At 34.1% G+C, this 23,810-nt stretch carries 17 protein-coding genes, 1 other RNA gene and 1 pseudogene; 12 read left to right on the forward strand and 7 right to left on the reverse strand.

Going from position 1 to position 23,810, the window contains the following annotated elements:
* A pseudogene (locus DCO46_RS14340) lies at window positions 1-104 on the forward strand (phenylalanine--tRNA ligase subunit alpha); the annotation flags it as partial.
* A gap of 92 nt (window positions 105-196) precedes the next feature.
* The gene (locus DCO46_RS14345) at window positions 197-595 is read left to right on the forward strand and encodes a response regulator (protein WP_243416320.1); all 399 of its coding nucleotides are present in this window, start codon (window positions 197-199) and stop codon (window positions 593-595) included.
* On the opposite strand, the gene DCO46_RS14350 is transcribed toward DCO46_RS14345, so the two are convergent.
* The gene (locus DCO46_RS14350) at window positions 592-1,842 is read right to left on the reverse strand and encodes a DEAD/DEAH box helicase (protein ID WP_116753204.1); all 1,251 of its coding nucleotides are present in this window, start codon (window positions 1,840-1,842) and stop codon (window positions 592-594) included. The two genes, DCO46_RS14345 and DCO46_RS14350, sit on opposite strands and share 4 nt — an antisense overlap.
* A gap of 134 nt (window positions 1,843-1,976) precedes the next feature.
* Window positions 1,977-3,014, reverse strand: a complete 1,038-nt coding sequence (locus tag DCO46_RS14355; protein ID WP_116753205.1) for a formimidoylglutamase — start codon at window positions 3,012-3,014, stop codon at window positions 1,977-1,979.
* A gap of 97 nt (window positions 3,015-3,111) precedes the next feature.
* On the opposite strand from DCO46_RS14355, the gene DCO46_RS14360 reads away from it, so the two are divergent.
* Entirely contained in the window at window positions 3,112-3,993 is an 882-nt protein-coding gene (locus DCO46_RS14360) for a hypothetical protein (protein WP_116753206.1), read from the forward strand.
* Window positions 3,994-4,067: 74 nt separating this feature from the next.
* Here the strand turns inward: DCO46_RS14360 and hutI are convergent, their stop codons facing one another.
* Window positions 4,068-5,306 (reverse strand): imidazolonepropionase, encoded by a 1,239-nt coding sequence (gene hutI / locus DCO46_RS14365; protein WP_116753207.1) that lies wholly within the window; start codon window positions 5,304-5,306, stop codon window positions 4,068-4,070.
* Between the two features lie 129 nt (window positions 5,307-5,435).
* Window positions 5,436-6,485, reverse strand: coding sequence for a glutaminyl-peptide cyclotransferase (locus DCO46_RS14370; RefSeq protein WP_116753208.1), 1,050 nt, complete (start codon window positions 6,483-6,485; stop codon window positions 5,436-5,438).
* A gap of 88 nt (window positions 6,486-6,573) precedes the next feature.
* Here DCO46_RS14370 and ffs point away from each other — a divergent pair.
* The 4 genes from ffs to DCO46_RS14390 all read left to right on the forward strand — a co-directional run bounded on the left by ffs (window position 6,574) and on the right by DCO46_RS14390 (window position 9,293).
* Window positions 6,574-6,671, forward strand: an RNA gene (gene ffs / locus DCO46_RS14375) — signal recognition particle sRNA small type.
* Window positions 6,672-6,841: 170 nt separating this feature from the next.
* Window positions 6,842-7,645, forward strand: coding sequence for an SDR family oxidoreductase (locus DCO46_RS14380; RefSeq protein WP_116753209.1), 804 nt, complete (start codon window positions 6,842-6,844; stop codon window positions 7,643-7,645).
* A gap of 409 nt (window positions 7,646-8,054) precedes the next feature.
* Complete coding sequence (fsa, locus tag DCO46_RS14385) at window positions 8,055-8,711, forward strand: fructose-6-phosphate aldolase (protein ID WP_116753210.1); 657 nt, start codon at window positions 8,055-8,057, stop codon at window positions 8,709-8,711.
* 87 nt (window positions 8,712-8,798) lie between these two features.
* Window positions 8,799-9,293 carry a hypothetical protein gene (locus DCO46_RS14390; RefSeq protein ID WP_116753211.1) on the forward strand — a complete coding sequence of 165 codons (495 nt, stop codon included), beginning with the start codon at window positions 8,799-8,801 and terminating at the stop codon, window positions 9,291-9,293.
* 70 nt (window positions 9,294-9,363) lie between these two features.
* Here the strand turns inward: DCO46_RS14390 and DCO46_RS14395 are convergent, their stop codons facing one another.
* The 3 genes from DCO46_RS14395 to DCO46_RS14405 all read right to left on the reverse strand — a co-directional run bounded on the left by DCO46_RS14395 (window position 9,364) and on the right by DCO46_RS14405 (window position 12,751).
* On the reverse strand, window positions 9,364-10,833 hold the full coding sequence (locus DCO46_RS14395; RefSeq protein WP_116753212.1) for an MFS transporter: 1,470 nt from the start codon (window positions 10,831-10,833) through the stop codon (window positions 9,364-9,366).
* 174 nt (window positions 10,834-11,007) lie between these two features.
* The gene (locus DCO46_RS14400) at window positions 11,008-11,709 is read right to left on the reverse strand and encodes a LytR/AlgR family response regulator transcription factor (RefSeq protein ID WP_116753213.1); all 702 of its coding nucleotides are present in this window, start codon (window positions 11,707-11,709) and stop codon (window positions 11,008-11,010) included.
* Complete coding sequence (locus DCO46_RS14405) at window positions 11,699-12,751, reverse strand: sensor histidine kinase (RefSeq protein WP_116753214.1); 1,053 nt, start codon at window positions 12,749-12,751, stop codon at window positions 11,699-11,701. The genes DCO46_RS14400 and DCO46_RS14405 overlap by 11 nt, the downstream gene beginning before the upstream one ends.
* A gap of 272 nt (window positions 12,752-13,023) precedes the next feature.
* Between DCO46_RS14405 and DCO46_RS14410 the strand changes: the two genes are divergently transcribed.
* From DCO46_RS14410 to DCO46_RS14430, 5 genes are all read left to right on the forward strand, one after another.
* The gene (locus DCO46_RS14410) at window positions 13,024-16,212 is read left to right on the forward strand and encodes a SusC/RagA family TonB-linked outer membrane protein (RefSeq protein WP_165828959.1); all 3,189 of its coding nucleotides are present in this window, start codon (window positions 13,024-13,026) and stop codon (window positions 16,210-16,212) included.
* An 11-nt stretch (window positions 16,213-16,223) separates the two neighbouring features.
* On the forward strand, window positions 16,224-17,741 hold the full coding sequence (locus tag DCO46_RS14415; RefSeq protein ID WP_116753216.1) for a SusD/RagB family nutrient-binding outer membrane lipoprotein: 1,518 nt from the start codon (window positions 16,224-16,226) through the stop codon (window positions 17,739-17,741).
* An 84-nt stretch (window positions 17,742-17,825) separates the two neighbouring features.
* Window positions 17,826-18,857, forward strand: a complete 1,032-nt coding sequence (locus DCO46_RS14420; protein ID WP_116753217.1) for a glycosyl hydrolase family 18 protein — start codon at window positions 17,826-17,828, stop codon at window positions 18,855-18,857.
* Window positions 18,858-19,162: 305 nt separating this feature from the next.
* Entirely contained in the window at window positions 19,163-22,198 is a 3,036-nt protein-coding gene (locus tag DCO46_RS14425; RefSeq protein WP_116753218.1) for a SusC/RagA family TonB-linked outer membrane protein, read from the forward strand.
* A gap of 10 nt (window positions 22,199-22,208) precedes the next feature.
* Window positions 22,209-23,801, forward strand: coding sequence for a RagB/SusD family nutrient uptake outer membrane protein (locus DCO46_RS14430; RefSeq protein ID WP_116753219.1), 1,593 nt, complete (start codon window positions 22,209-22,211; stop codon window positions 23,799-23,801).
* Window positions 23,802-23,810 lie beyond the last annotated feature (9 nt).

A 23,810-nucleotide genomic window follows, 5' to 3' on the forward strand; every position in this document is an offset into this window, starting at 1 on the left:
AAGCTTTTTCGACAGAAAACGCAGCTGAACTAGAAGCATTCCGTATTAAATTCTTAGGAAAAAAAGGTGTTTTGAATGACTTTTTTGCTGAATTTAAAACCGTAAAAGTGATATAGGAGAAGGAACATCTTTTACATTTACAATTCCGTTTGAATCTGATCCTGTAAAAACAAAAAAAATTATAGACGAAATTCAGGTGGATCTGACCTCAGATGAAGTATTTAAAATACTGGTCGTTGAAGATAATGTGATCAATCAGCTGGTCACCAAAAAAATAATTGAGAAAAATAATTATGTCTGCAAAGTGGTAGATGATGGTTTTGGAGCACTGCAAATTCTTGATAATGAATATTTCGACCTCATTCTGATGGATATAAACATGCCGCTGATGAATGGATTCGAAACAACAAAAAGAATACGCCAGCTCGGGATAAAAACACCAATTGTAGCGTTAACAGCTTTTGATAAAGATGAAATTACAGACGAAGCTATTTCTTCAGGTATGAATGATATAATCATTAAACCGTTTGAACCGGTCAAACTCTTTAAAATAATTAATTACTTAATATGTGAAACAAAAAACGTTGGGTGTTAATACCAACGTTTTTTATTTTGCTTAGAAGCATTTGATTTTCTCGATTTGTGGGCTCCGCCGCTTCGGTTAGAATTTTTAGGCTTTTCAGTTGTTGCCTCCGGACTTCCCGAATGCCACTGATACGGATGATCTGTAATGGTTTTTACATCAACCTTTATTAGTTTCTGGATGTCTTTCCAATAAGGCTCTTCATCTTTACCACAAAATGAAATTGCTATTCCGCCATTTCCTGCACGGCCTGTTCTTCCGATTCGGTGTACGTAGGTTTCAGGAATATTTGGTAAATCAAAATTAATTACAAATGGTAACTGATCGATATCAATTCCTCTGGCAGCAATATCTGTAGCCACAAGTACACCAACTTCTTTATTTTTAAAGGCATCCAAAACACGTTGTCTTGCGTTTTGTGATTTATCTCCGTGAATTGCTTCGGCAGGGATGTCTTTTTTACGAAGGGCTTTTACCACATTATCAGCACCATGTTTGGTTCTTGAAAACACCAAAACATTTGATAAATTTTCGTTTTTGATTAAATGATAAAGTAAATTTCTTTTTTCAGTTTTCTCCACAAAATAAATGCGTTGTTCTACAGTTTCAGCAGTTGAAGAAACCGGAGAAACTTCGACTTTTGCAGGATCCTGCAAAAACATTTCTGCCAATTCACGAATTGCGATAGGCATTGTTGCCGAGAATAGTAACGTCTGGCGATTTTTGGGAGTTAGTTTTACAATCTTTTTTACATCGTTTATAAAACCCATGTCCAGCATTTGATCAGCTTCATCCAGAACTAAAGTATGAAGATGGTCTAAATCAAGAAAACCTTGTTTTTGCAAGTCTAATAATCTTCCGGGAGTAGCTACTAATATATCAACTCCCTGCTTTAATGCATCTACCTGTGGATTTTGTGAAACTCCGCCAAAAATTGTCAATTGTGTTAAGTTGGTATATTTTGAATAAGTGTCAAAACTTTGACCAATCTGAACCGCTAATTCACGTGTTGGAGTAACTATAAGGGCACGTATTTGTTTTGCTTTTTTTGATGAACCTACAATTCGGTGCAGCTGGTGTATAATCGGAATAGCAAATGCAGCCGTTTTTCCTGTACCAGTCTGTGCGCAGCCAATTAAATCCCTCCCCGATAAAACGATCGGAATAGACTGTTCCTGAATAGGGGTGGGGTTAAGGTAGCCTTCTTCAAATACGGCTTTTTGTATACTTTTTGAAAGTGATAAATCTTCGAATAACATATCTTAGGTATTAAGAATTTTAGTTATAAGTACTAAAATTCTGTGCAAAGATAGGTTTATTCAGTCAATCGTTTCTTTGAATCCGGTTTTATTTGGTGAAACGCCCGGTTTTTGGAGGTTATAATCTATAGAAATTAAATTTTTTCGTTGTTTGCTTTAATGAAATCGGTTATTAAATAACCAATTAGTTTTCCAATTAAATGATTATTTGGAGACTGATCCAAATCCGGGGCACCTTCGCAAATATGCAAATAAGCCGCATTTTTATGTTCTCCGAAAAATGAAACAAACTGACGTAATTCTTCTATCGAAAACCCACTGATTGTCATCGCGCTGCTGGCAATATTGGGTATAGCGTCAAGATCAATTTCAATTCCAAAAGGATCAGACTTTATAAAATCCAAAGCATGAATCATTTCGTTATTGAAGTCTTTCTCCTTACGAATATTGACACTGTCGTAAGTATTGAAGCGTACGCGGTCTTCGAGTTTCTTTATAATATCAAGGACGCTTTTGGAAGTGTAATTTTCGTGTAAGCCAAAAATGAAATATTTTTTCAGGAAGCCTTCTTCATACGCATAAGAGAAACCATTTCCGCTGTGACGGCCTTCCAGGATTCTAAAATCAGAATGAGCATCAAAATTGATGGCGTTAATTGGTTTTCCTTTGGCCAGAGCCGAACCTTTAATATTTCCGTAAGCATTATTATGACCTCCTCCAATAATAATAGGAGTTTTTCCGGCTTTAATAATAGTAAAAATAATATGAGAAACTTCTTTGTCAATTCTTTCAACCAACTGACTTAATTTCGAACGATCATCAATATCATTAAAATCAAGGTTTTCTACATCGCGCATTTCGTCAGCAACATTAATCTGTCCTAAAACAATAATCTGGCTTCCTTTTGCAAAACGATTGTGCTGTATATTGGCTATACCTTTTATGGCACTTTCCCAGGCCGAGGCAGTACCGGGCCTTCCATAATTTGCGCGTACGCCAATATCTTCGGGAATTCCCAAAAGCACATATTTAGCTTCGCTTTCTTTTAGAAAATTAATGATTTCAACTCCTTTTGGAATAATAATCATTTTTTCTCCGAATTTTATTTCACCACTTCGGTGATTTGTGACTTTTGCTAAATCATTTATAGTAAAAGGGATTAATTTCTCCATAAAAAAAAATTATAGACCAAAAATAATATAATTGTGTTAACTTACGTTATTACGATATATTAATTATTAAATTTGTTTTTAAAGAAAATTATTAAATATGGAAAACCCAAAGAACAACAACAACTCGAGTCTAAAGGCGGTAATCGCTGTTTTAGCAGTCCTACTTATTGGTAGCTTAGTGTATATTTTTAAATTGTCTTCTGATACAGACGTAGTTAAGACAGAACTAACTTCTACTTTAACTGAAAAAGAATCTGTAATGAAGGATTTACAGGAGTTGAAAGCAACATATGATGCTGCAATTGCTGAAAACACTTCAATGTCGGATGAATTAATTCAGGAAAGAGATAAAGTAGTAGCTTTGATGGATGATTTAAATAAATCTAAAGGAGATGTATCTAAATACAGAAACCAGGTTCAGGGGATGCAGGCTAAAATGAAAACTTTAGTTGCTGAAAATGATGAATTGAAAAAACAAAATGGTGTTTTAACAGTTCAGAGAGATAGTACTATTGTCGTTTTAGGAGAATCAAAAAAATATAATGAAGTATTAGTTGGTCAAAACGAAGAACTGGCTAAAACTGTAGAAAAAGGATCTAAGTTATCAATTTTGAATACAAAAACTGCAGCTTACAAACTTAAAAGCTCAGGAAAACAAATTGAAACTGACAAAGCAAGCCGTGCTGATGTTTTAAAAATCAGTTTTACAATTGCTGAAAATCAAATCGCAAAATCTGGTGATAAAACGTATTATGTTCAGGTTATCGATGCTAAAAACAATGTTTTAGGAGATAAAAAAACGGAAAGTTTTGGTGAGAACACATTGACTTATAGTTTTAAGACTACTGTACAATACGAAAACAAATCTGTAAATGTAGTACAGGATCTTCCAGGAAAAGATTTCGCAAAAGGAACTTACTTTATCAATGTTTTTGATAATGATGAATTAGTTTCTAAAACAAGTTTTTCTTTAAGATAAGACTTTTGAAATACACTAAAAAAGGGCTGCGAAATTTTTCACAGCCCTTTTTTAGTATTTATAAGTTTGGTATTTTATTTGAAAATTTCCCCTTCGACAAAAACGCTTTCAATCAGGTTGCTTCCAAAAGCATACGGAATCTGATAATAGGAAGTAATAGGTTTTGTCAGGATTAAATTAGCTTTTTTACCTTTGGTAATACTTCCGTGGGTTTCTGAAATCCCCATTGCATAAGCACCGTTTATCGTAGCAGCATTTATAGCTTCTTCCGGAGTCATTTTCATTTTGATACAGGCCGTAGCGACCACAAAATTCATATTACCGGATGGAGTAGAGCCGGGGTTAAAATCTGTCGCTAATGCTAAAGGCAAACCTGCTTTTATCATTTCGCGTGCCGGTGTATAAGGAATGCTCAAAAAATAAGAACATGATGGTAAAGCCACAGGCATTGTTTCTGTATTTTTTAAAGCTTCAATGTCTTCCGGGTTCATAATTTCAAGATGATCTACAGAAAGAGCTCCAAATTTGATTCCAGCCTGTATGCCGCCAATGGAATTAAACTGGTTAACGTGAATTTTTGGTTTTAGGCCATGTTCTATTCCGGCCTTCATGATTTTTTCGGTTTCCTCGACCGAAAAATAATCCGTTTCGCAAAAAATGTCAACATAATCAGCCAGTTTGTCTTTTGCGATTTCCGGGAGCATTTTAGTTATAATTTCATCAATATAGCCTGATTTGTTTTCCTTATAATGAAGAGGAAAAGCATGTGCACCCAAAAATGTAGATTTTATCGTAACAGGGTAATTTGCGGCCAGTTTTTTAATAACACGCAACATTTTTAATTCACCGTCAACAGTAAGTCCGTAACCGGACTTTATTTCTACGGCTCCTGTTCCTAAAAGCATTACTTCTTCAAGTCGAAGTTTTGACTGTTCGTAAATTTCTTCTTCCGAAGTTTCATTGAGTTTTTTGGCCGAATTTAGGATTCCGCCGCCGCGATTAGCGATTTCTTCATAAGTAAACCCATTAATTCGGTCTACAAATTCCTGCTCGCGATTGCCTGCGTAAACAATATGTGTGTGGCTGTCGCACCAGGATGGTAATATGATTTTTCCTGTGGCATCAATAATTTTATCAGCCTGTACTTCAGGAAGATTACTCATTTCACCAAAATCAGCGATTAAATTATCTTCTAAAACCAGAAAAGCATTTTTTAGTGTTGGAAGAACATCCATTTCTGCTCCTGACACTTTAGAGACAGAAGTTTCGCGAACCTGAAGCAGTTCTTTTATATTTTTAATTAAAGTTATCATTTTAGTATTATTGAATTTAAGGGTAATTTATTGTTTGCAGTATAAAATTAAAACACAAATTTCACAAATTAGCACGAATTGATTAGTGATAATTTGTGAAATTCATGTTGAATAAAATTGACTCTGATGTTATTCAGAAACTGATATTTCAAACAATTTTTCCCAGTATTTCCCAGTCACAAAAATGGTTTTGGTTTTTGGATTATAAGCAATTCCGTTTAAAACTTCAGCTTGAGGATGTTTGATAAATTTACGTAAACCGGACATGTTCAAAATGCCTTCAACAGCTCCGGAAATTGGATTTATAACAGCAATAGCATCTTTTTGCCAAACATTAGCGTAAATTTTTCCGTTAATGTATTCCAGTTCATTAAGAACTTTGATTTTTGACGTTCCCGAATAAACATTGATGTAATCGATCAGTTTTTGTGTATCAGGTTCCATTTTCCAGATTTTTTCCGTTCCGTCAGAACGATAAATGTACTTTCCGTCATTTGTCATTCCCCAGCCTTCAATTTCTTTATCATATTTAAAGGTTTTTTCAAGCTTAAAAGTCTTGGCATCATAGATAAAACCTGTGTTTTCCTGCCATGATAACTGAAATATTTTACCGTTGATAAAAGTAATTCCTTCTCCAAAATATTCTTTAGGAAGGTCAACCTGTGTAATTACTTTTCCGGTTTTATAATCAACTTCTCTAAAATAAGAATCGCCTTTTTGACCTGTACTTTCAAATAAAGAACCATTGTAAAACTCCAGGCCTTCTGTAAAAGCTTTTGTATCGTGCGGATAGGTATTTACAATTTTATAGTTTAATAATTTAGGCTCGATGTCAGAAACCAATTCGATTCTTTTGGTAGCATCTGACCATTCAGAACCAAAATAAGCGGTAGCTTTTAGGTATTGATAACCTAATTTTTGATCTTTTAATTCAAATTTGAATTTCTCAGCACCTTTTGTGCTTCCCACTTTTTTATCGTTTACAAAGTAAACCGTACTATCAATTTCTTTAGAATTTGGATTTAAAATGGCAATAGAAACAGCTTCTTTTGATGTAAAATGTGCCGGAAAAGCAGAATCATCAATAGTGAATAAAGAATTTTCACCTTTTTTTGCACCGTTACATCCAATTAATGTGATTCCTAATAAAATGACAGTTAGGAAGTTATATTTTTTCATAGTTAAAAATTTGAATAAGCCAATATACGACGATATTTTTATAGCAACAAAGCTCTTGCAAAAATATAAAAAGATTGTATATTTGCACCGGCAAGTCCTACACGACCAGCTCCTGCAGACTCCCCCAGGATGGGAACATAGCAAGGGTACGTGGTTGAGCGGTGCGATGTAGGTCGCTTGCCACTTTTTTTAGAATAAATTTAATTTGTAATCTTCCTTATGGAAGATTTTTTTATTTTTGACTCTGTCGGAAGTTAGGAGTTATATGTGAAAGGTTAGAAGTTTTTATCTAACAGTTCTAAATTCTATTCGAAGGCAATCACTTTAACTTATAACATTTAACATCTAACCTACAAATGAGCAAAGTCGTTTTAATTACCGGAGGATCATCAGGAATCGGAAAATCTATTGGAGAATTTTTGCATCAAAAAGGATATGTTGTTTATGGCACCAGCCGAAATCCTGAAAAAGTAATAAATTCTGTTTTTCCTTTGGTGGCTTTAGATGTTCGCAATGCAGAGTCTGTTAAAAAAGCGGTAAATGAAATTATTGAGGCAACAGGAAGGCTTGATGTAGTGATTAATAATGCCGGAGTTGGAATTACCGGGCCTTTGGAAGAAATTCCGATGGAAGAAATCAAAAATAATTTTGAAACTAATTTCTTTGGACCTATTGAAGTGATGAAAGCAGCCTTGCCAAAAATGCGCGAGCAAAAATCAGGTCTGATTATCAATATTACTTCTATCGCCGGTTATATGGGACTGCCTTACAGAAGTGTTTATTCTGCTTCAAAAGGAGCTTTGGAATTGATAACCGAAGCGTTACGTATGGAGGTAAAATCTTTCGGGATTAATATTACGAACGTTGCTCCTGGTGATTTTGCAACGAATATTGCTGCAGGGCGCTATCATGCACCTGTAATTTCCGGTTCTGCTTATGAGAAAGTGTACGGTGACACCTTGTCAACGATGAACGAACATGTAGATGCAGGAAGTAATCCGAATGAAATGGCTGAAGCTATCTATAAAATCATACAGACTAAGAAACCAAGTGTACACTACAAAGTGGGTGTTTTTATGCAGAAATTTTCAATTGTACTAAAACGAATTCTTCCTGATACGGTTTATGAAAAGATGCTGATGAATCATTATAAGCTGTAAAAAAATAATAATTTTAAATCTCCATAAATTGCCTTCGGTTTAGCGAAGGCTTTTTTATTTACGACTCTGTTATAGGTTTTTGGTTTTAATTCGGTTATTCTTTGTTTTCTAACAAACTGTTTTTCAAATGCTATTTCTCCAACTTGCATTTATTTTGAATTAAAAATTTAAAACTTTACTTTTACCACTTAATATAAATTACAGAAAAATTGATTTTCGATATTTATAATAACACGTTTATATGTTGTAAATTTGCGGCTGTATGCGTGAGGGATAGAAGCAATCCGCCGGGGCGGAGCGTATAGCCCGACCGTATCCCGATAAGAGGGCAGGTAGTCTCAAAGTAAGTTTGCCCTCTTATCGGGATGGGGTCACGCCCAGATAATAACACAATTAAATATAAATAAATATGAAATTTTTTATTGACACAGCTAATTTAGCACAGATTAAAGAAGCACAGGCTTTGGGTGTTTTGGATGGTGTAACTACTAATCCATCGTTGATGGCAAAGGAAGGTATTACCGGAAAAAATAATATTTTGAAGCATTACGTTGATATTTGTAATCTTGTTGAAGGTGATGTGAGTGCTGAAGTTAATGCACTGGATTTTGAAGGAATGGTGAAAGAAGGAGAGGAATTGGCTGAATTACATGATCAAATCGTGGTAAAATTGCCAATGACTAAAGAAGGTGTAATGGCTGCAAAACATTTTTCTGATAAAGGAATTAAAACAAATGTAACTCTTGTGTTTTCTGCAGGACAGGCTCTATTGGCTGCTAAAGCGGGTGCAACTTATGTTTCTCCGTTTATTGGTCGTTTGGATGATGTTTCTACAGACGGTTTGAACCTGATTCAGGAAATTAGAGAAATCTATGATAACTACGGTTATGAAACTCAAATTTTAGCTGCTTCTGTTCGTCACACAATGCATATTGTAAATTGTGCTAAAATTGGTGCAGACGTTATGACAGGACCTCTTTCTGCTATTTATGGTTTGTTGAAACACCCATTGACAGATATCGGATTGGCACAGTTTGTTGCTGATTTTGAAAAAGGAAATAAGTAATACTCAATACTTTATAAAAATTAAAGCGCTGTTTTCGTCAGAAAGACAGCGTTTTTTTTTATTTTTATATACTGTAAAACTCTGTATATGAAAAAGTTATTGATTGTTTTGATGTTTTTTATAGCTACTGTTGAGTCAAATGCGCAGGCTAGGGTGTTAACGAGTGTAAATGAAGCGGGTGATGTAGCGACTTATGAACTGGATTGTTCTGTAAAGTTTCAGACTTTGGCCAAAGGTTTGCGTTATAATATTACCAGGCATGAGTTTAAAGGTCCTGAATTAAGGAACTCGTATCGGTTAATGCTGGTGATGGATGGATTTTATTCAAAAACACTGAACAAGGAAATGACAATTTCGGCGATATTAAATGACGGAACGATTATTCAGGCCAAAAAAGTTATAGAGGAAGATGGTTTTTTTGATGGTGCGTGTACGTTGAGAATAAAAGATCCAAAAGCGCTTTTGGAGGCTAATATTGATAAAGTTATCGTGCATGCTGATAAGGATGTGGTATATGTTTTATCAGATCAAAATAAAGCTTTGTTTAAGAAGAATTTAAATGCAGTTATGACTGCTAAATAAAATATTGAAACAAAAAAAATCCCGTTTTTACTAGTGAAGTAAAAACGGGATTTTTTTTATATTTCTGAGATTAGTGTCCTCCGCCTTCGCTGATAATATGGCTAACTCCTTGTTTCTTTAAAATTTTAGGGCAATAGAAGCCATAAAATGCTAAATAAGCAAAACCAAGAAGTGGTACTATATAAGAGAAGTGAGTGTATGTAATTCCAAAGATTCCGTTTGGATTTGTTGCATCTAAATCACAGATACTTCCTTGTACTAATGGAATAACTCCACCTCCAAGAATCATCATGATCAGGAAAGACGAAGCTTTTCCTGTGTTTTTTCCTAAGCCTGCGATTGCTAAATCGAAGATTGAAGGCCACATGATAGATAAGAATAATCCGCCTGAGATAAAGAAGAATTTAGCAATTGATGGATCTGGCCAAACTAAACCTAAAACCATCATTAATAAACCTGAAATTCCGAAAAGCATTAATGTTTTTCCGGCATTTTTACCACCTACAAAACTTACGGCAATAAATAATAGAATCCAGATTGGGTAAATATAGAATGCAGAAACGTCGTGTGCTGCAAAAATATTTGCTCCAATAATTACTCCAAATGCAAGTGCCGGTACAATAAATTTAAGCGCAGTGTTAACAAGGTTTGATGTATTGAAAACATTTACACCACCATTCCAACGGCCAATCATTAAACTTCCCCAGTAAAGAGCGATAAACGGAGCAATTGCATCTTCAAGGATATTTCCGAATTCACTAGTATGCAGAAGTGCCGGTAAATTACTGATTATAGTAACCTCAGTTCCAACATAAATGAAAATCCCTAACATTCCTAAGTATAACTGAGGATAATCAAGGATGTTGAATGAAGCGTGTTTGTGTTCAATTTGAGCTTCCTCTATTTTTGCAGGATCTTCAATTTTAGAAAAATACATAAAAATGGCAACGATGATAAACGCAAGACCCAGAATTATGAATGGTAATTTAATATCTTCAAGAGAAAGGTTTGTTTTTTTGTTGTCTCCCATTCCAAAAAGAGCAATTCCTAATAAGATTGCACCAATTGTTGTTCCGAAAGAGTTTACACCACCTGCTAAAGTTAAACGGTGAGCTCCGGTTTCAGGGCTTCCCATTTTAATAGCTAACGGATTAGCAACAATTTGCTGGATTGAAAACCCTAATCCTACAGTAAATAAAGCCGTTAAGAAGAAAGGGAAACTTTGCATTGTTGCTGCAGGAACAAATAAAAAGGAACCAAATGCAGATAGGAGTAATCCGGCAGAAAGTGTTTTTTTGTATCCAAATTTTTGTAAAACATCTGATTTTAGAGATACTAAAAAGAAGATGATTGATCCGACAAAATACGCAGCATAAAATGCCCACGCAACCAATTGTGACTGAACCTGTGATAAAGTAAATACTTTTTTGAATACTGGGATAAGGATATCATTTGCTGACCCTACAAAACCCCAAAAGAAGAAGACGATTATCAAAGAGATAAATTGCCCCCACTTGGTTTGTACATTTTCTGAACTCATAATAGTAGTAAAGGTTAATTTTTATTTATGTTTTTTGAAGACCGTAAATATATTTGTTACATGTATCAAAAAAAAATAAAAAGACACAAATAATGTTAAATTTAAACCAACAACATCATTTTTTCAACAATGTGTTAATTTTTACTTACTTATAAAACAGGATCAGAAAGAATTTTATTCCAAAATTTTGTTTTTTACTTCTTTACTGTAGTTTCTGCCAATCGGAATCGTGTAAGATTGGATCTGAATACGGTTTCCTTCAATAGATTTGACCTTGTTGAGAGCAATAGTATACGATTTATGGATTCGTAAAAAACGATCTGAAGGTAGTTCTTCAGACAAGGAAGTTAAGGATTTGTGAGTGATGTAGGTCTTATCGGGCGTAACGACTTTGATGTATTCTTTCATTCCTTCAACAAACAAAATCTCTTCAATATTAATTTTCATCATCTTTTTATCGACCTTGATAAAAATATGCGAATCGCCTTTTGAAGTTTCTACTTTTATATTGTTTTTAAGGTTGAATTCGGTTGTTATTTTATTGATGCATTTTATAAATCTTGGCAGCGGAATTGGTTTTACCAAATAATCCAGAACATCAAGGTCATAACTTTCTGCAGCAAATTCGCGAAAGGCAGTGGTAATAATGACTTTGGTTTTGTTTTCGATTAAGCTAATTAATTCAAAACCGGTCATCATAGGCATGTTAATATCTAAAAAGACCGCATCAACAGGATTACTGTTTATAAAATCGAGAGCTTCTAAAGAATTATTAAATGTGGCTACCACTTCGAAGTCCGTAAAATTGGTAAAATAATTTTGCAGGACTTTGATAGCGAGCGGCTCATCATCAATCAATACACATTTAATTTTCATTACGGATAGGTATTTGCAAACGGATTATATAGTAATTAAGTTTTGTTGTGTGTTTTAAACTAAAATTGCTTTTGTAAATTAGTTTTAATCTCTTTTTGGTATTAGTCAGTCCGATACCTTTTTTAAGGTTAAGACTATGTGAATTTACAAAATTATTTAGGATTTCAAAATCTAACATTTGATTATCGATAACTTTGCAATTGATTTTAATTTTCAGGTTTTTATTGTTTAAGCCCCCATGTTTAAATGCATTTTCGACCAACGAAATAAAGATTAGCGGTGGTACAATAACGTCCTCTATATCAGATTCCAGATTTATGGTAACTTCTACATTCTCAAAGCGTAACTTCTCTATTTCAATGTAATTCTGAATATAATCTATTTCTTTTATCAGCGGTACAAATTTGGTTCCTTTGACATCATAAAGCACATATTCCATCAAGTTCGATAATTTGATAATAACATCGGGAACTTTATTTGATGATTCTAATGATAACGCATACAGATTGTTTAAAGTATTAAAGAAAAAATGTGGCTGAATCTGGTTTTCAAGGTATTTCAACTTGATTTTAAACTGATTTTCTCTCAAAGATCTATTTCTTTCACGTTCTCTCAGCCAGGTCAGAGTAAGGTATACTGAAGATGCCATTGCCAATACATATAGTTCTCCAATACAAACCGCAACAATGTGATTGATCTCAAAAGGATGGTATTCACGATTTGCTTCAGGCCATATGTTTTCTGAAATTATATAATAGGTAAGTGCTGTTTTTAATAAATATATCCCGAAGAGGCTCGCGATCAGTGAAAAAGTATATTGTATATATTTTTGTTTCAGGACGAATGTCGGGACTAAAATGAAAAGATTAAAATAGACCAAAGGAATGTGCAGGGAAAATTCAATAAGATTTGACTTGAATGAATAAGGATAATCATTGAAATAGGCTCCCCATCTTAAAAAGTTAAGAGTAAAATAGCTACCCCAAAACCAAATATGATTTTGCAGTTTTATGTCAAATTTTAATTTTTGAATTTCGTTCAACTTTATTTTTGGGGATTAGGTACTGCTGTAAGGCCTTTTTGTAAAGATTATGCAACTTTAAACAATTAGTTGGTAAAACACAATTCTTTTGAATAAAATTTTGAAAAAAAAGACAAATGATGGTTTATTTTTCGGGTAGAACGTTTTCGTAAAACATAATGTTGATTGTTTTATGTCGTTTGTTTAAGTTTTTGAGTAGTTTGTATAAAATATTTTATTTATGTTAATTTTAACAATATTTTTATCGCTTAACTAACAAAACCATGACAATAATGAAACAAATTGTGTTAATCTTCTTGCTATTTTTTACTTCCTTAGCCACGTTTGCGCAGGTAAAGAATATCAAAGGTGTGGTAAGCGATCAAAATGGATTGCCGTTACCAGGAGTGACTGTACTTATTCAAGGAACAGCAAAAGCAACTCAAACTGATTATGATGGAGTGTATGTAATCGAAGCATCGAAAGGAAATGTTTTGATATTTTCATACATCGGAATTAAAACTAAAACTGTAACTGTAGGTGATTCCGCTCAGTTAAATGTAGTACTTGCAGAAGATACTCAAAACTTAAATGAAGTCGTAGTAACCGCATTAGGTATCAAAAGACAGAAAAAAGAGCTGGGTTATGCGGTACAGGATGTAAAAGGGGATCAATTGAATAAGGTAATTACGACCAACGTTGCAACTGCACTTTCGGGTAAAATTGCCGGAGTTGATGTTTCTATTCCCGCTACAGGCGCCGGCGGTAGTACGAGAGTAATTATTAGAGGTATTTCGAGTATCGGTGAAAACAACCAGCCTCTTTATATTGTAGACGGTGTTCCTATAGATAATACAGGTTTATCTAATGATAGTTCTGCTACAAGTAAATGGTTTGACGGAAGAGATAGTGGAGATGGTATCTCAAGTATCAACCCAAATGATATCGAAAGTTTAACGGTGCTGAAAGGAGCGGCTGCGGCAGCTTTGTATGGTTCAAGAGCGTTAAATGGGGTAATTTTAATTACTACCAAAAAAGGAAGTAAAGGTAAACTTCAGGTAGAATTAACAAGCGGTGTAAGTTTTGACAGAGTAAATGCAAAATACAATGATTATCAAACAGAATATGGTACGGGTTCTAACGGAATTTTACCAGACCCTACAAAAGCACCTTCTGAAATTTACGGATATACTACAAATGCATGGGGACCAAAATTCTCAGAAACTGTAGGACAACAGGTTAAGATATTTGACGGTTCGATGAGACCTTACGCTAAAGTTGATAACAATATTCAGGATTTTTTCAGAACCGGAGTTACAATGACTAATGGAGTGGCACTTTCTGGCGGAAGTGAAAATGCATTTATTCGTTTTGGATTTAATAATCTGAAAAATGATGATGTGATTCCTAATTCTGGTTTAGAAAGAAATAATGCAACGTTAAATGCAACTTTAAAATCAGAGAAATTTACTTTGGATGCTAACGTAAACTACATGGTTGAAAATACAAATAACAGACCAGGTTTAGGAGATTCACCAAATAACGTTGGTTATTCTTTAAGTGGTTTAGCGCCAAATATTGATCAGGCCTGGTTGAAAAATTCACAAAACCCTGAAACTGGAGGTATGTACCAGTGGAATAATAATGTTTATTTGCTGAATCCGTATTGGGTAGTAGATCATAACCATAATGCATCCAAGAAAAACCGTTTTACGGGGAATGTAACAGGAACTTATCAGTTACAAAGATGGCTAGGTTTAACTTTTAGAACTGGTTTAGATACTTATACTTTTGGTTCTAAAGATTTTATGGCCGCTGGAAGTACATGGCCAGGAAGAGATAATGGTTATCTTGGTTTAGAAAATATTGGTGTTTCTGAAATGAACACAGATATTATCGCGACTCTAAGTGATATTAAACTGGCTACCGATTTGACTTTTTCAGGAATTTTAGGAACAAGCAGAAGAGATTTCAGAAGAGAGCAAAATTCAAGATTTGGAACCAATATTATTGAGCCTGGAACAGAATATATCAGTAACTTTTCTACTCAGACAGAAAATCCACCGGTTGAAACCAAAACAAGAACAAACTCGGTTTATGGTTCTGCAAAATTTGATTATAAAGGTTATCTTTATGCTGAGTTTACAGGAAGAAATGACTGGTTTAGTGTAATTAACAAAGATGCTTTTTATCCGGCTGCTTCATTAGGTTTTATCTTCTCTGATGCACTTGGTATTCAGAGTGATGCTTTTTCTTATGGAAAATTAAGAGGATCATGGGCACAGGTTTCTAATGCACCGGGAGCTTATAAAAATGCTTTAAATTATACTACTTACTCTTCTTATAACGGAGGTAGTGTTGTGAATATTAAAAATACATCGGCACCAAATCCTGATTTGACTTATCAGTCTAAAACGGGAATTGAGTTTGGTCTTGAAACTTCGTTCTTTAAAAACAGGTTAAAAGCAGATATCACAGTATATCGTGAAGATACAGCAGATCAGACTATTGATTTACCTTCGTCAGCGACATCTGGTTACGAATTTATTTCTGTAAACGCTGGGGAATTAAGAAACGAAGGTATCGAGATATTCTTGTCCGGTACACCAATCAAAACAAAGAATTTTGAATGGGGAATTGATTTGAACTTTTCTAAGAACAAAAACTCTATTCTTTCCTTACATCCACAAATTGATACTTATACGATTTCTGAGGCTCGTTGGGCAGGTGCAGCTATCGTAGCACAAGTTGGTGGTCAATATGGAACGATTATAGGGAAAGATTTTCAGAAAACAGAGTCGGGAGAGCATATAATTGGCGCTAATGGTCTGCCTTTATTTACAGAAAACAAAGTAGAATTAGGTAAAGGTCTTCCGGACTGGTCAGCAGGTTTAACGAATCGTTTTTCTTATAAAGGAATTACGCTTCAATTTTTAATCGATATGAAATTTGGAATGGATGTTTATTCTATGACAAACTCACTTGCCGCACAAAAAGGACTTTTGGATGTTACTACAGAAGGAAGAGATGCTTATAATGCAGCAAGGGCACAGGCAGCAGCAAGTGATCCTAATTTTAATCAGGCTACCTGGATTCCGACTGCTGGTTATGTAGCACAAGGAGTTGTCAATACAGGGACTGCAGCTAATCCTGTTTATGTAGAAAATACAAAACCTGTAAATCCACAAGATTATTGGGGTACCGTTTTTAATAATACTCCGGCACCATTTATCTATGATGCTTCTTATGTAAAATTAAGAGAGGTAAGTTTAGGATATACAATACCTAAAAGTGTTTTCAACGGAGCAAAAATTAACTCGATTTATGTTTCTGCGTTTGCAAGAAATTTATTGACTTTTAATAAGGATTTGCCAAACGTTGATCCTGAATCTATGTATACATCCGGAAACGGACAAGGTTTTGAATATGGTTCTTTACCATTTAGAAGATCATATGGTTTTAATCTTAAAGTTACATTCTAAAAAAAGAAATTATGAAATTTAAACAAATAATAATAGCCATACTGTTCTTGTTTACAATGGTGGGCTGTACCGACAATTTTGAAGAACTGGAGAAAGATCCTGTTGCATTATCTCCAAATCCTGCGGGCCAACTTACATTTACACAATTATGTATGTCTGGTGATGGTTATTATCAGCACAGAACCAACCTGATTTATTCAGGAGGTTTTGTACAGCATTATGCCGGTTCCTGGGCAGTTACGGAATATGGTAACAAATTCAAGAAAGTAGATGAATATGCAACAGCTTTATGGAGAAATGTGTATGCCAATGAAATGAAAAGTATTGTCGATATTCTGGATAAAACAAGTGCAGATCCTGCGGCCGGGAATATGAATGCAGTAGCTAAAATTATGAAAGTAATGATTGCACAGCGTTTAACAGATTTGTACGGTGATGTTCCTTATTCTGAAGCGGGTTTAGGTTTTTCTAAAGGAATTGTAACACCTAAATATGATAAACAGGAAGATATTTATAATGCCTTTTTCGCTCAGTTACAAGAAGCATTTGTTCAGTTAAATGCCGGTGGAGGTGCCATAAAAGGAGATTTATTCTATAATGGCGATATTGCAAAATGGAAAAAACTGGCTAACACAATGCGTTTGCGTCTGGCTATGAGAATTTCTGAAGTAAGTCCTGCAGAAGCAGAAAAGCAGGCAAAAATAGCATTGCAGAATGGAGTTTTCGAAAGTAATGAAGACAATTGTATTATGCATCATTTAGATTTTCCATTTAGTGATAATCCTGCTTCATTGGATTTTAGAGGAAATGGATTGTCTTACGGATTTATCGGAGATGAGCACGGAGATCATTTCAGCTCTTTGCTTATTGATTACTTGAGAGATAATGGAGATCCAAGATTAACAATGATTGCTACTCCAAAAACAGGAAGTGTAAATTGGGGTCCAGTTGCACCGGGAGAAGAATTATATGAAGGGATTCGTCCGGGAACTTTCAGATGGGAAATTCCGGGAGGCTCTAATGCAGCGTCAGGTATTCAGCCTTACATAAAACTAAGAACAACTCCATTTTTACATGTGAGTTATTCAGAAACACAATTACTGTTGGCAGAAGCAGCTTTTAGAGGCTGGGTTTCAGGTTCTGCAGCTGATTATTACAAAAAAGGAGTAGAAGCAGGTATTAAACAATTAGAGATTTATGGTGCTCCTGCTGCAAGTCAGGCAAACATAAATACTTATTTATCTGCTAAACCTTTAGCCGCAGGAACAGAAAAAGAACAAATTGCCACACAGCTTTGGGTTACTTACTTATTTAATAGTATAGAAGCCTATTCAAACTGGAGAAGAACCGGATATCCTCATTTATTGCCAATTACAAATCCGGATTCTGAAACAAATGGAGTTACACCAACACGTTTGTATTATCCAAATGATGAAATGCAGAAAAACACAGCAAATTATCAGGAAGCAGTTGCCAGATTAGGAGGAACAAATGATTGGCTTGGAAAAGTTTGGTGGGATGTAAATTAAAATTCCTAAAATAAAAGTTATGCCTAATAAGGTATTATTTCAATCTAATTAAAATTAAAAACAACAAGTTTAAATTTCAAAATTATGATAAAAAATAAAGCCTTATTAGGCATCCTTTTTTATATATGTTCGCTGGTTTCAGTTTACAGCTGTACAAGTCAAAAAGACACAGATAGTGATAATAATGAATCAAAAGCAAAAAAAGCCAGGGTTATCGGATATTTATCGACAGATAATTTCGATAAAATAGCATCAATTCAGTTTTGTAAATTAACACACCTGAACATTGCTTTTGCCAATCCTGATAAAGATGGAAATCTTATTTTTAATGGAGATATTGATGCAGTGATTGCCTATGCAAAATCTGTTAATCCTAATATTGTAATATCAATTTCGCTTGCAGGAGGTGTGATTTCACAAGAACAGGCGACAAATTGGTCCTTCTTAATTGATAAGCCCGAAAACAGGCCTGCTTTCATTCAAAATATTGTAAATTTTGTCAATCTTCATAAATTAGACGGCGCTGATGTAGATTTGGAATGGGATGCAGTAACATCAGGTTACAGTGGTTTTGTTTTAGAATTGAAAAAAGCACTAGCAGAACATAAAAAGATTATAACAGCTGCGCTTCCTAATAATTCCCGTTTCGAAAATATAAGTACAGAAGCATTAAATGCTTTTGATTTTATAAATATAATGGCTTATGATAGTACCGGACCGTGGACTCCCGATAAGCCCGGGCAGCATAGCTCTTTTGAATTTGCAAAAGACGGAATTAATTTTTGGCACAAACTACAAAATGTTCCAAGCGAAAAATTAACTCTTGGCGTACCATTTTACGGTTATAATTTTACTTATAATCCGGTTACAAGCTCAACTTTTGCTCAAATTGTAGAAGCATCGACTCAATTTGCCGATCAGGATGAAATCGGAAAAATATATTATAACGGAAGACCTACCATATCTCAAAAAGTAGAATTTGCGGCAGAAAATGCAGGTGGAATTATGATTTGGGAAATCGCACAGGATTCTTTCAATGAATATTCATTACTTGATGTTATTCATAAAAAATATTCTTCACTAAAAATCAAAACTACCAAATTGTGCGGAAATTGAATTTGACTCATAATTGATCTTCTAATCCATAAAATCAACTTAATTTAAGTTTTATTTAAGGTAAAGTGCATGTTTATAAGGACTTGTGTTTTATGAAGATATTTTATTAAAATTAATAAAACGTTGAATATTTAATAAGCAATTATAAAATATTGTGATTTATACTGTCAGGAAAACGTTTTCGAAAAACGCATTATTGAATGATTAATGTCGTTCGTTTAAAAAATATAACCGTTTGTATAATTTATTTTTTTTAACAATACGTTAAGAATAATTTTACCTCATAACTAACAAAATAAATAGACATGAAAAAAATTTTCGTAATCTTTATGATTGTTTTTACGGCGCAAGTTACACTTGCCCAGGTAAAAAGCGTCAAAGGTATTATTACAGATTCTGATGGGATGCCGTTGCCTGGAGCATCTGTTGCTGTACAAGGAGGTCAAAAAGGGTCAACCACTGATTTTGACGGATTGTATTCAATTGAAGTACAAAAAGGGCAGACATTGGTTTTCAGTTATGTAGGTCTTGAAACACAATCAATAGTTGTAGGAGATGCTGCTACTATTAATGTGAAGATGGGACAAGCTCAATCAAACGCATTAAATGAAGTTGTTGTAACTTCATTAGGTATCAAGAAAACAAGAAAATCTTTGACTTATGCAGCTCAGGAGCTAAAAGGAGAAGAATTAACTCGTGTAAAAGATGCAAATCTTATTAATACAATTGCCGGTAAAATTGCCGGTGTTGCCGTAACTAAAAGCTCGGGTGGTACAGGTGGATCTACAAAAGTAGTTATTCGTGGTAATTCGTCTTTAGCAAATAGCCAACCATTATATGTTATTGATGGTATCCCAATGTTGAACTCGGGTTCAGGACAGCCAAATGATACTTTTGGTAGTTTATCTGGAGGTAACCGTGACGGAGGTGACGTTGTTTCCTTAATTAATCCAGATGATTATGATGGAATGACGGTTCTTAAAGGTGCTGCAGCTTCAGTATTATATGGAAGCCAAGGAGCTAATGGGGTTATTTTGCTATCATCTAAAAAAGCCAAAGCTGGTAAATCTAATATTACTGCTTCTTCTGTAACTACTTTTGAAACTGCAGCTTACTTGCCAGAATTTCAAACAGACTATATTGCTGATGCAGGAGCTGATGAGACTTGGGGAGCGAAACAAAAAACAAAAGATCATGTTAAAGATTTCTTTAATACAGGCACAACGCAAATAACATCTCTTGGTTATTCGGCTGGATCTGAAAATTCATCTACTTCACTTACATATGCTAATACTTCAGGTACTGGAATTATGCCAGGTAATAGTATAAAGAAAAATAACTTTGGGATTCGTCAGACGGCTAAGTTTTTTGATAATAAATTAAGTGTAGCTGCAAATGCAAATTATACAAGTCAAAGCATCGTTAATAAACCAGTAAACGGTCTTTATTTTAATCCTTTAACAGGTGTTTATTTGATGCCAAGAGGAAACGACTTTAATTATTACAAAAATAATTATGAGGTTTTTGATCCTTCAAGAAATTTAATGGCTCAAAACTGGATGACTAATAGAGATATTATGCAAAATCCATATTGGGCAATCAACAGAAATAAATCTGAAGATAAAAATAATTATTTTAATGGTGCTTTAGCAGTAACTTATAAAGCTAATAATTGGTTAAGTATTGCGTCAAGATATAGCTATAATAGAGTTGAAAGCAATTTTGATAAAAAAATATATGCTACAACACAAGGAACTTTATCTCACGAAAACGGTAGATACATAAATGAAAATGCTTTAAGCACACAGCGTTATGGAGATTTAATAGCTACAATTAATACCAATATCAGTAAGGATTTTACCTTCAACGCTAATATTGGTACAAGTATAACTAATACATTAAGTAATCAAAAAACAATTCTTGATTCAGGAATTGGTACAGGTCTAAAATATGCAAACTGGTTTACATTACATAACTTCAATTCTAATTCAGGTAATTATCAAACTGTAGATTCTCAGAAAGAAGTACAATCTGTGTTTGCTGCAACAACGTTTGGATATAAAGATATGTTGTTTTTAGATGTTTCTGCAAGAAATGATTGGTCATCTACATTGGTTAATACTGATAAATCAGGATATTTTTATCCATCTGTGGGTTTAACAGCCCTTATCAGTGAAATGACAACATTGCCAGAGTGGATTAACTTCGGAAAAGTAAGAGCAACTTATGCTCAGGTTGGTAATGATATTTATCCTTTTATAACTTCTCCTACATATTATTACAGACCAGGATTCGAAGATCCAAAACCATCTGTTGGACCAAAACCGGGAGAAACATTAAAACCAGAATTAAAAAGCGAGATTGAATTTGGTACAGAGTGGAGAATGTTTAATAATAGACTAGGTTTTGAAGTTTCTTATTACAGTTCTGAAACTAAAAACCAATATTTAGAGGTAAAAGCACTTGAAGGAAATGTGAATGGATATACCTTCTACGGTATTAATGCAGGAAGCATTGAGAATAAAGGTTTTGAACTTGTTTTAAATGCAGGTATTATCAGAGGGGATAAATTTTCTTGGGATTCAGCAATTAACTTCTCACAAAATAAAAATAAAGTAAAAGAGATACCTGAAGAATTAGGAGGAAGAGTAAACTTAACTGAACCAGGTGTAAACAGTTATCAATATGCTGTAATTGAAGGAAGACCTTTTGGAGTAATTGAAGGTAAAAATATATTAAGAGATGCACAGGGCAGAATTTTATTAGATGGAGATGGTAAAATTCAAAAAACAGGTTTTCAGGAAGTTGGAAATGCGAACCCTGATTTTATGTTAGGTTTTTCAAACTCATTTAAATTAGGATCTTTCTTTGCTAATGTATTAATTGACGGGCGTTTTGGCGGAGATGTGATGAGTTTAACAGAATCTCAAAATGATTTTTTCGGAGTTTCTAAAGCAACAGGAGATGCAAGAAATGCTGGTGGAGTTAAAGTAAATGCTATTATGCCTAACGGTACTGCTGTAACAACAATGGATGCTAAATCATATTATTTTACTCAAGGTGTAGCAGGTAGGGAAGGTGCAACGGGAGAATATATGTATGATGCAACAAATGTAAGTGTAAGGGAGATTTCTATAGGTTATAATTTTAATCCAAAAAATTTACCATTTATACAATCAGCTGCTATTTCGTTAATAGCTAGAAATTTATTCTTTATTTATAAAGATGCACCATTTGATCCGAATATTGCATTAAGTACAGGTCAAGGTTTACAAGGAGTAGATATTTACGGTTTACCATCTACTAGAAGTATCGGTCTTAATTTAAATGTAACTTTCTAAACTTAAAAACATGAAACTAAATAAAATAACAAAAACAGCTACTATCTGCATGTCATTACTTGCAGCAGTAGGTTGCACAGATAATTTTGAAGATATTAATACCAATAATAATGGTATTACACCTGAATTATTTCAACAGGATTTTAACCACATCAAAGGTGGTTTCGCTCCAATGTTTAATAATATTCAAACAATAACCAGTCAATTAGAATGGCAATATCAATTGCAACAAGGTTTGAATAGTGATATTTGGTCCGGATATATGGCTACACCTACTCCTTTTGGAGGGTCAAACAATACAACTTATAATTTGAATGACAACTGGAATGGTTTTATTTGGAGTATAGCATATTCAAATGTTATGTTTAATGCATACAATATTGAACAGTTATCAAAGGGTAAATATGATCAGTTTTATGCCTTAGCTTTAATATTAAAGGTTGAAGGAATGCATAGAATAACGGATACTTTTGGACCTATTATATATTCGAAGTATGGAACCACGGATCCTACAATTGAATATGATTCCCAACAAGAAGTTTATAACAAGATGTTTGCTGAATTAGATATTGCAGTTACTGAATTAACCAAAAGGGTAGATTCTGGTGATGATGGAACAACGTCTTTTGGTAAAACAGATTTATCAGGTTATGGTGGAAAATTTGAACAATGGATTAAGTTTGCTAACACATTACGTTTAAGACTAGCGATGCGTGTTGTAAAAGTAGATCCGGCATTGGCTAAAATTCAGGCTGAAAAAGCAGTTGCTCAAAAATTTGGAGTAATGAAAACAAATGCTGATTTATTTCAAATTCAATCTCCAGTTAATACAAATCCTATTGCTACTATTAGTGGTTCTTGGCTAGATATTCGTATGGGAGCCGATATGGAATCCATTTTAGGAGGTTATAATGATCCAAGAATTGCAACTTATTTTGATACTTCTGCTCAATTTCCAGGAGAATATAAAGGAGTACGTACAGGTATTGAAATAACTGCTAAAGGAGATCATCAGGATTTTTCAGGTATCGGAGCTGTTGTTAGATCTAAAAATATTGTTTTGATGACAACTGCAGAGGCTTATTTTTTAAGAGCAGAAGGAGCGTTGAGAGGATGGAATATGGATGGAGATGCTAAATCATTGTATGAATTAGGAATTACAAGTTCATTTGATCAGAGAGGAGCTTCCGGAGCAGCTAATTACATTACAGACAATGTAAAAACAGCGAAAGCATATGTTGATCCTAACTTCCCAGTAAATAATTCTGCACCAGTAAATAATGTAACTATCGCTTGGGATGCTGCTGCAACTAATGAAGTAAAATTACAAAAGATTATTACACAAAAATGGATTGCCGGTTTCCCGGAAGGACAAGAAGCCTGGTCTGATTACAGAAGAACTGGATATCCTAAACTATTTCCGGTACTTAAAAACACAAGTGGCGGAAAAATAACTACGGAATTTGGTGTAAGAAGAGTAAATTTTGTACAATCTGAAATATCTCTTAATAAAGGTGGTGTTGATTCTGGTATTGCTAAACTAAATGGCCCTGATACTGGAGGAACAAGACTTTGGTGGGATACTACTGCTGGCAACTTCTAAAAAGCAAAA

Source organism: Flavobacterium sp. HTF (genome assembly GCF_003105115.1).
Classification (GTDB): domain Bacteria; phylum Bacteroidota; class Bacteroidia; order Flavobacteriales; family Flavobacteriaceae; genus Flavobacterium.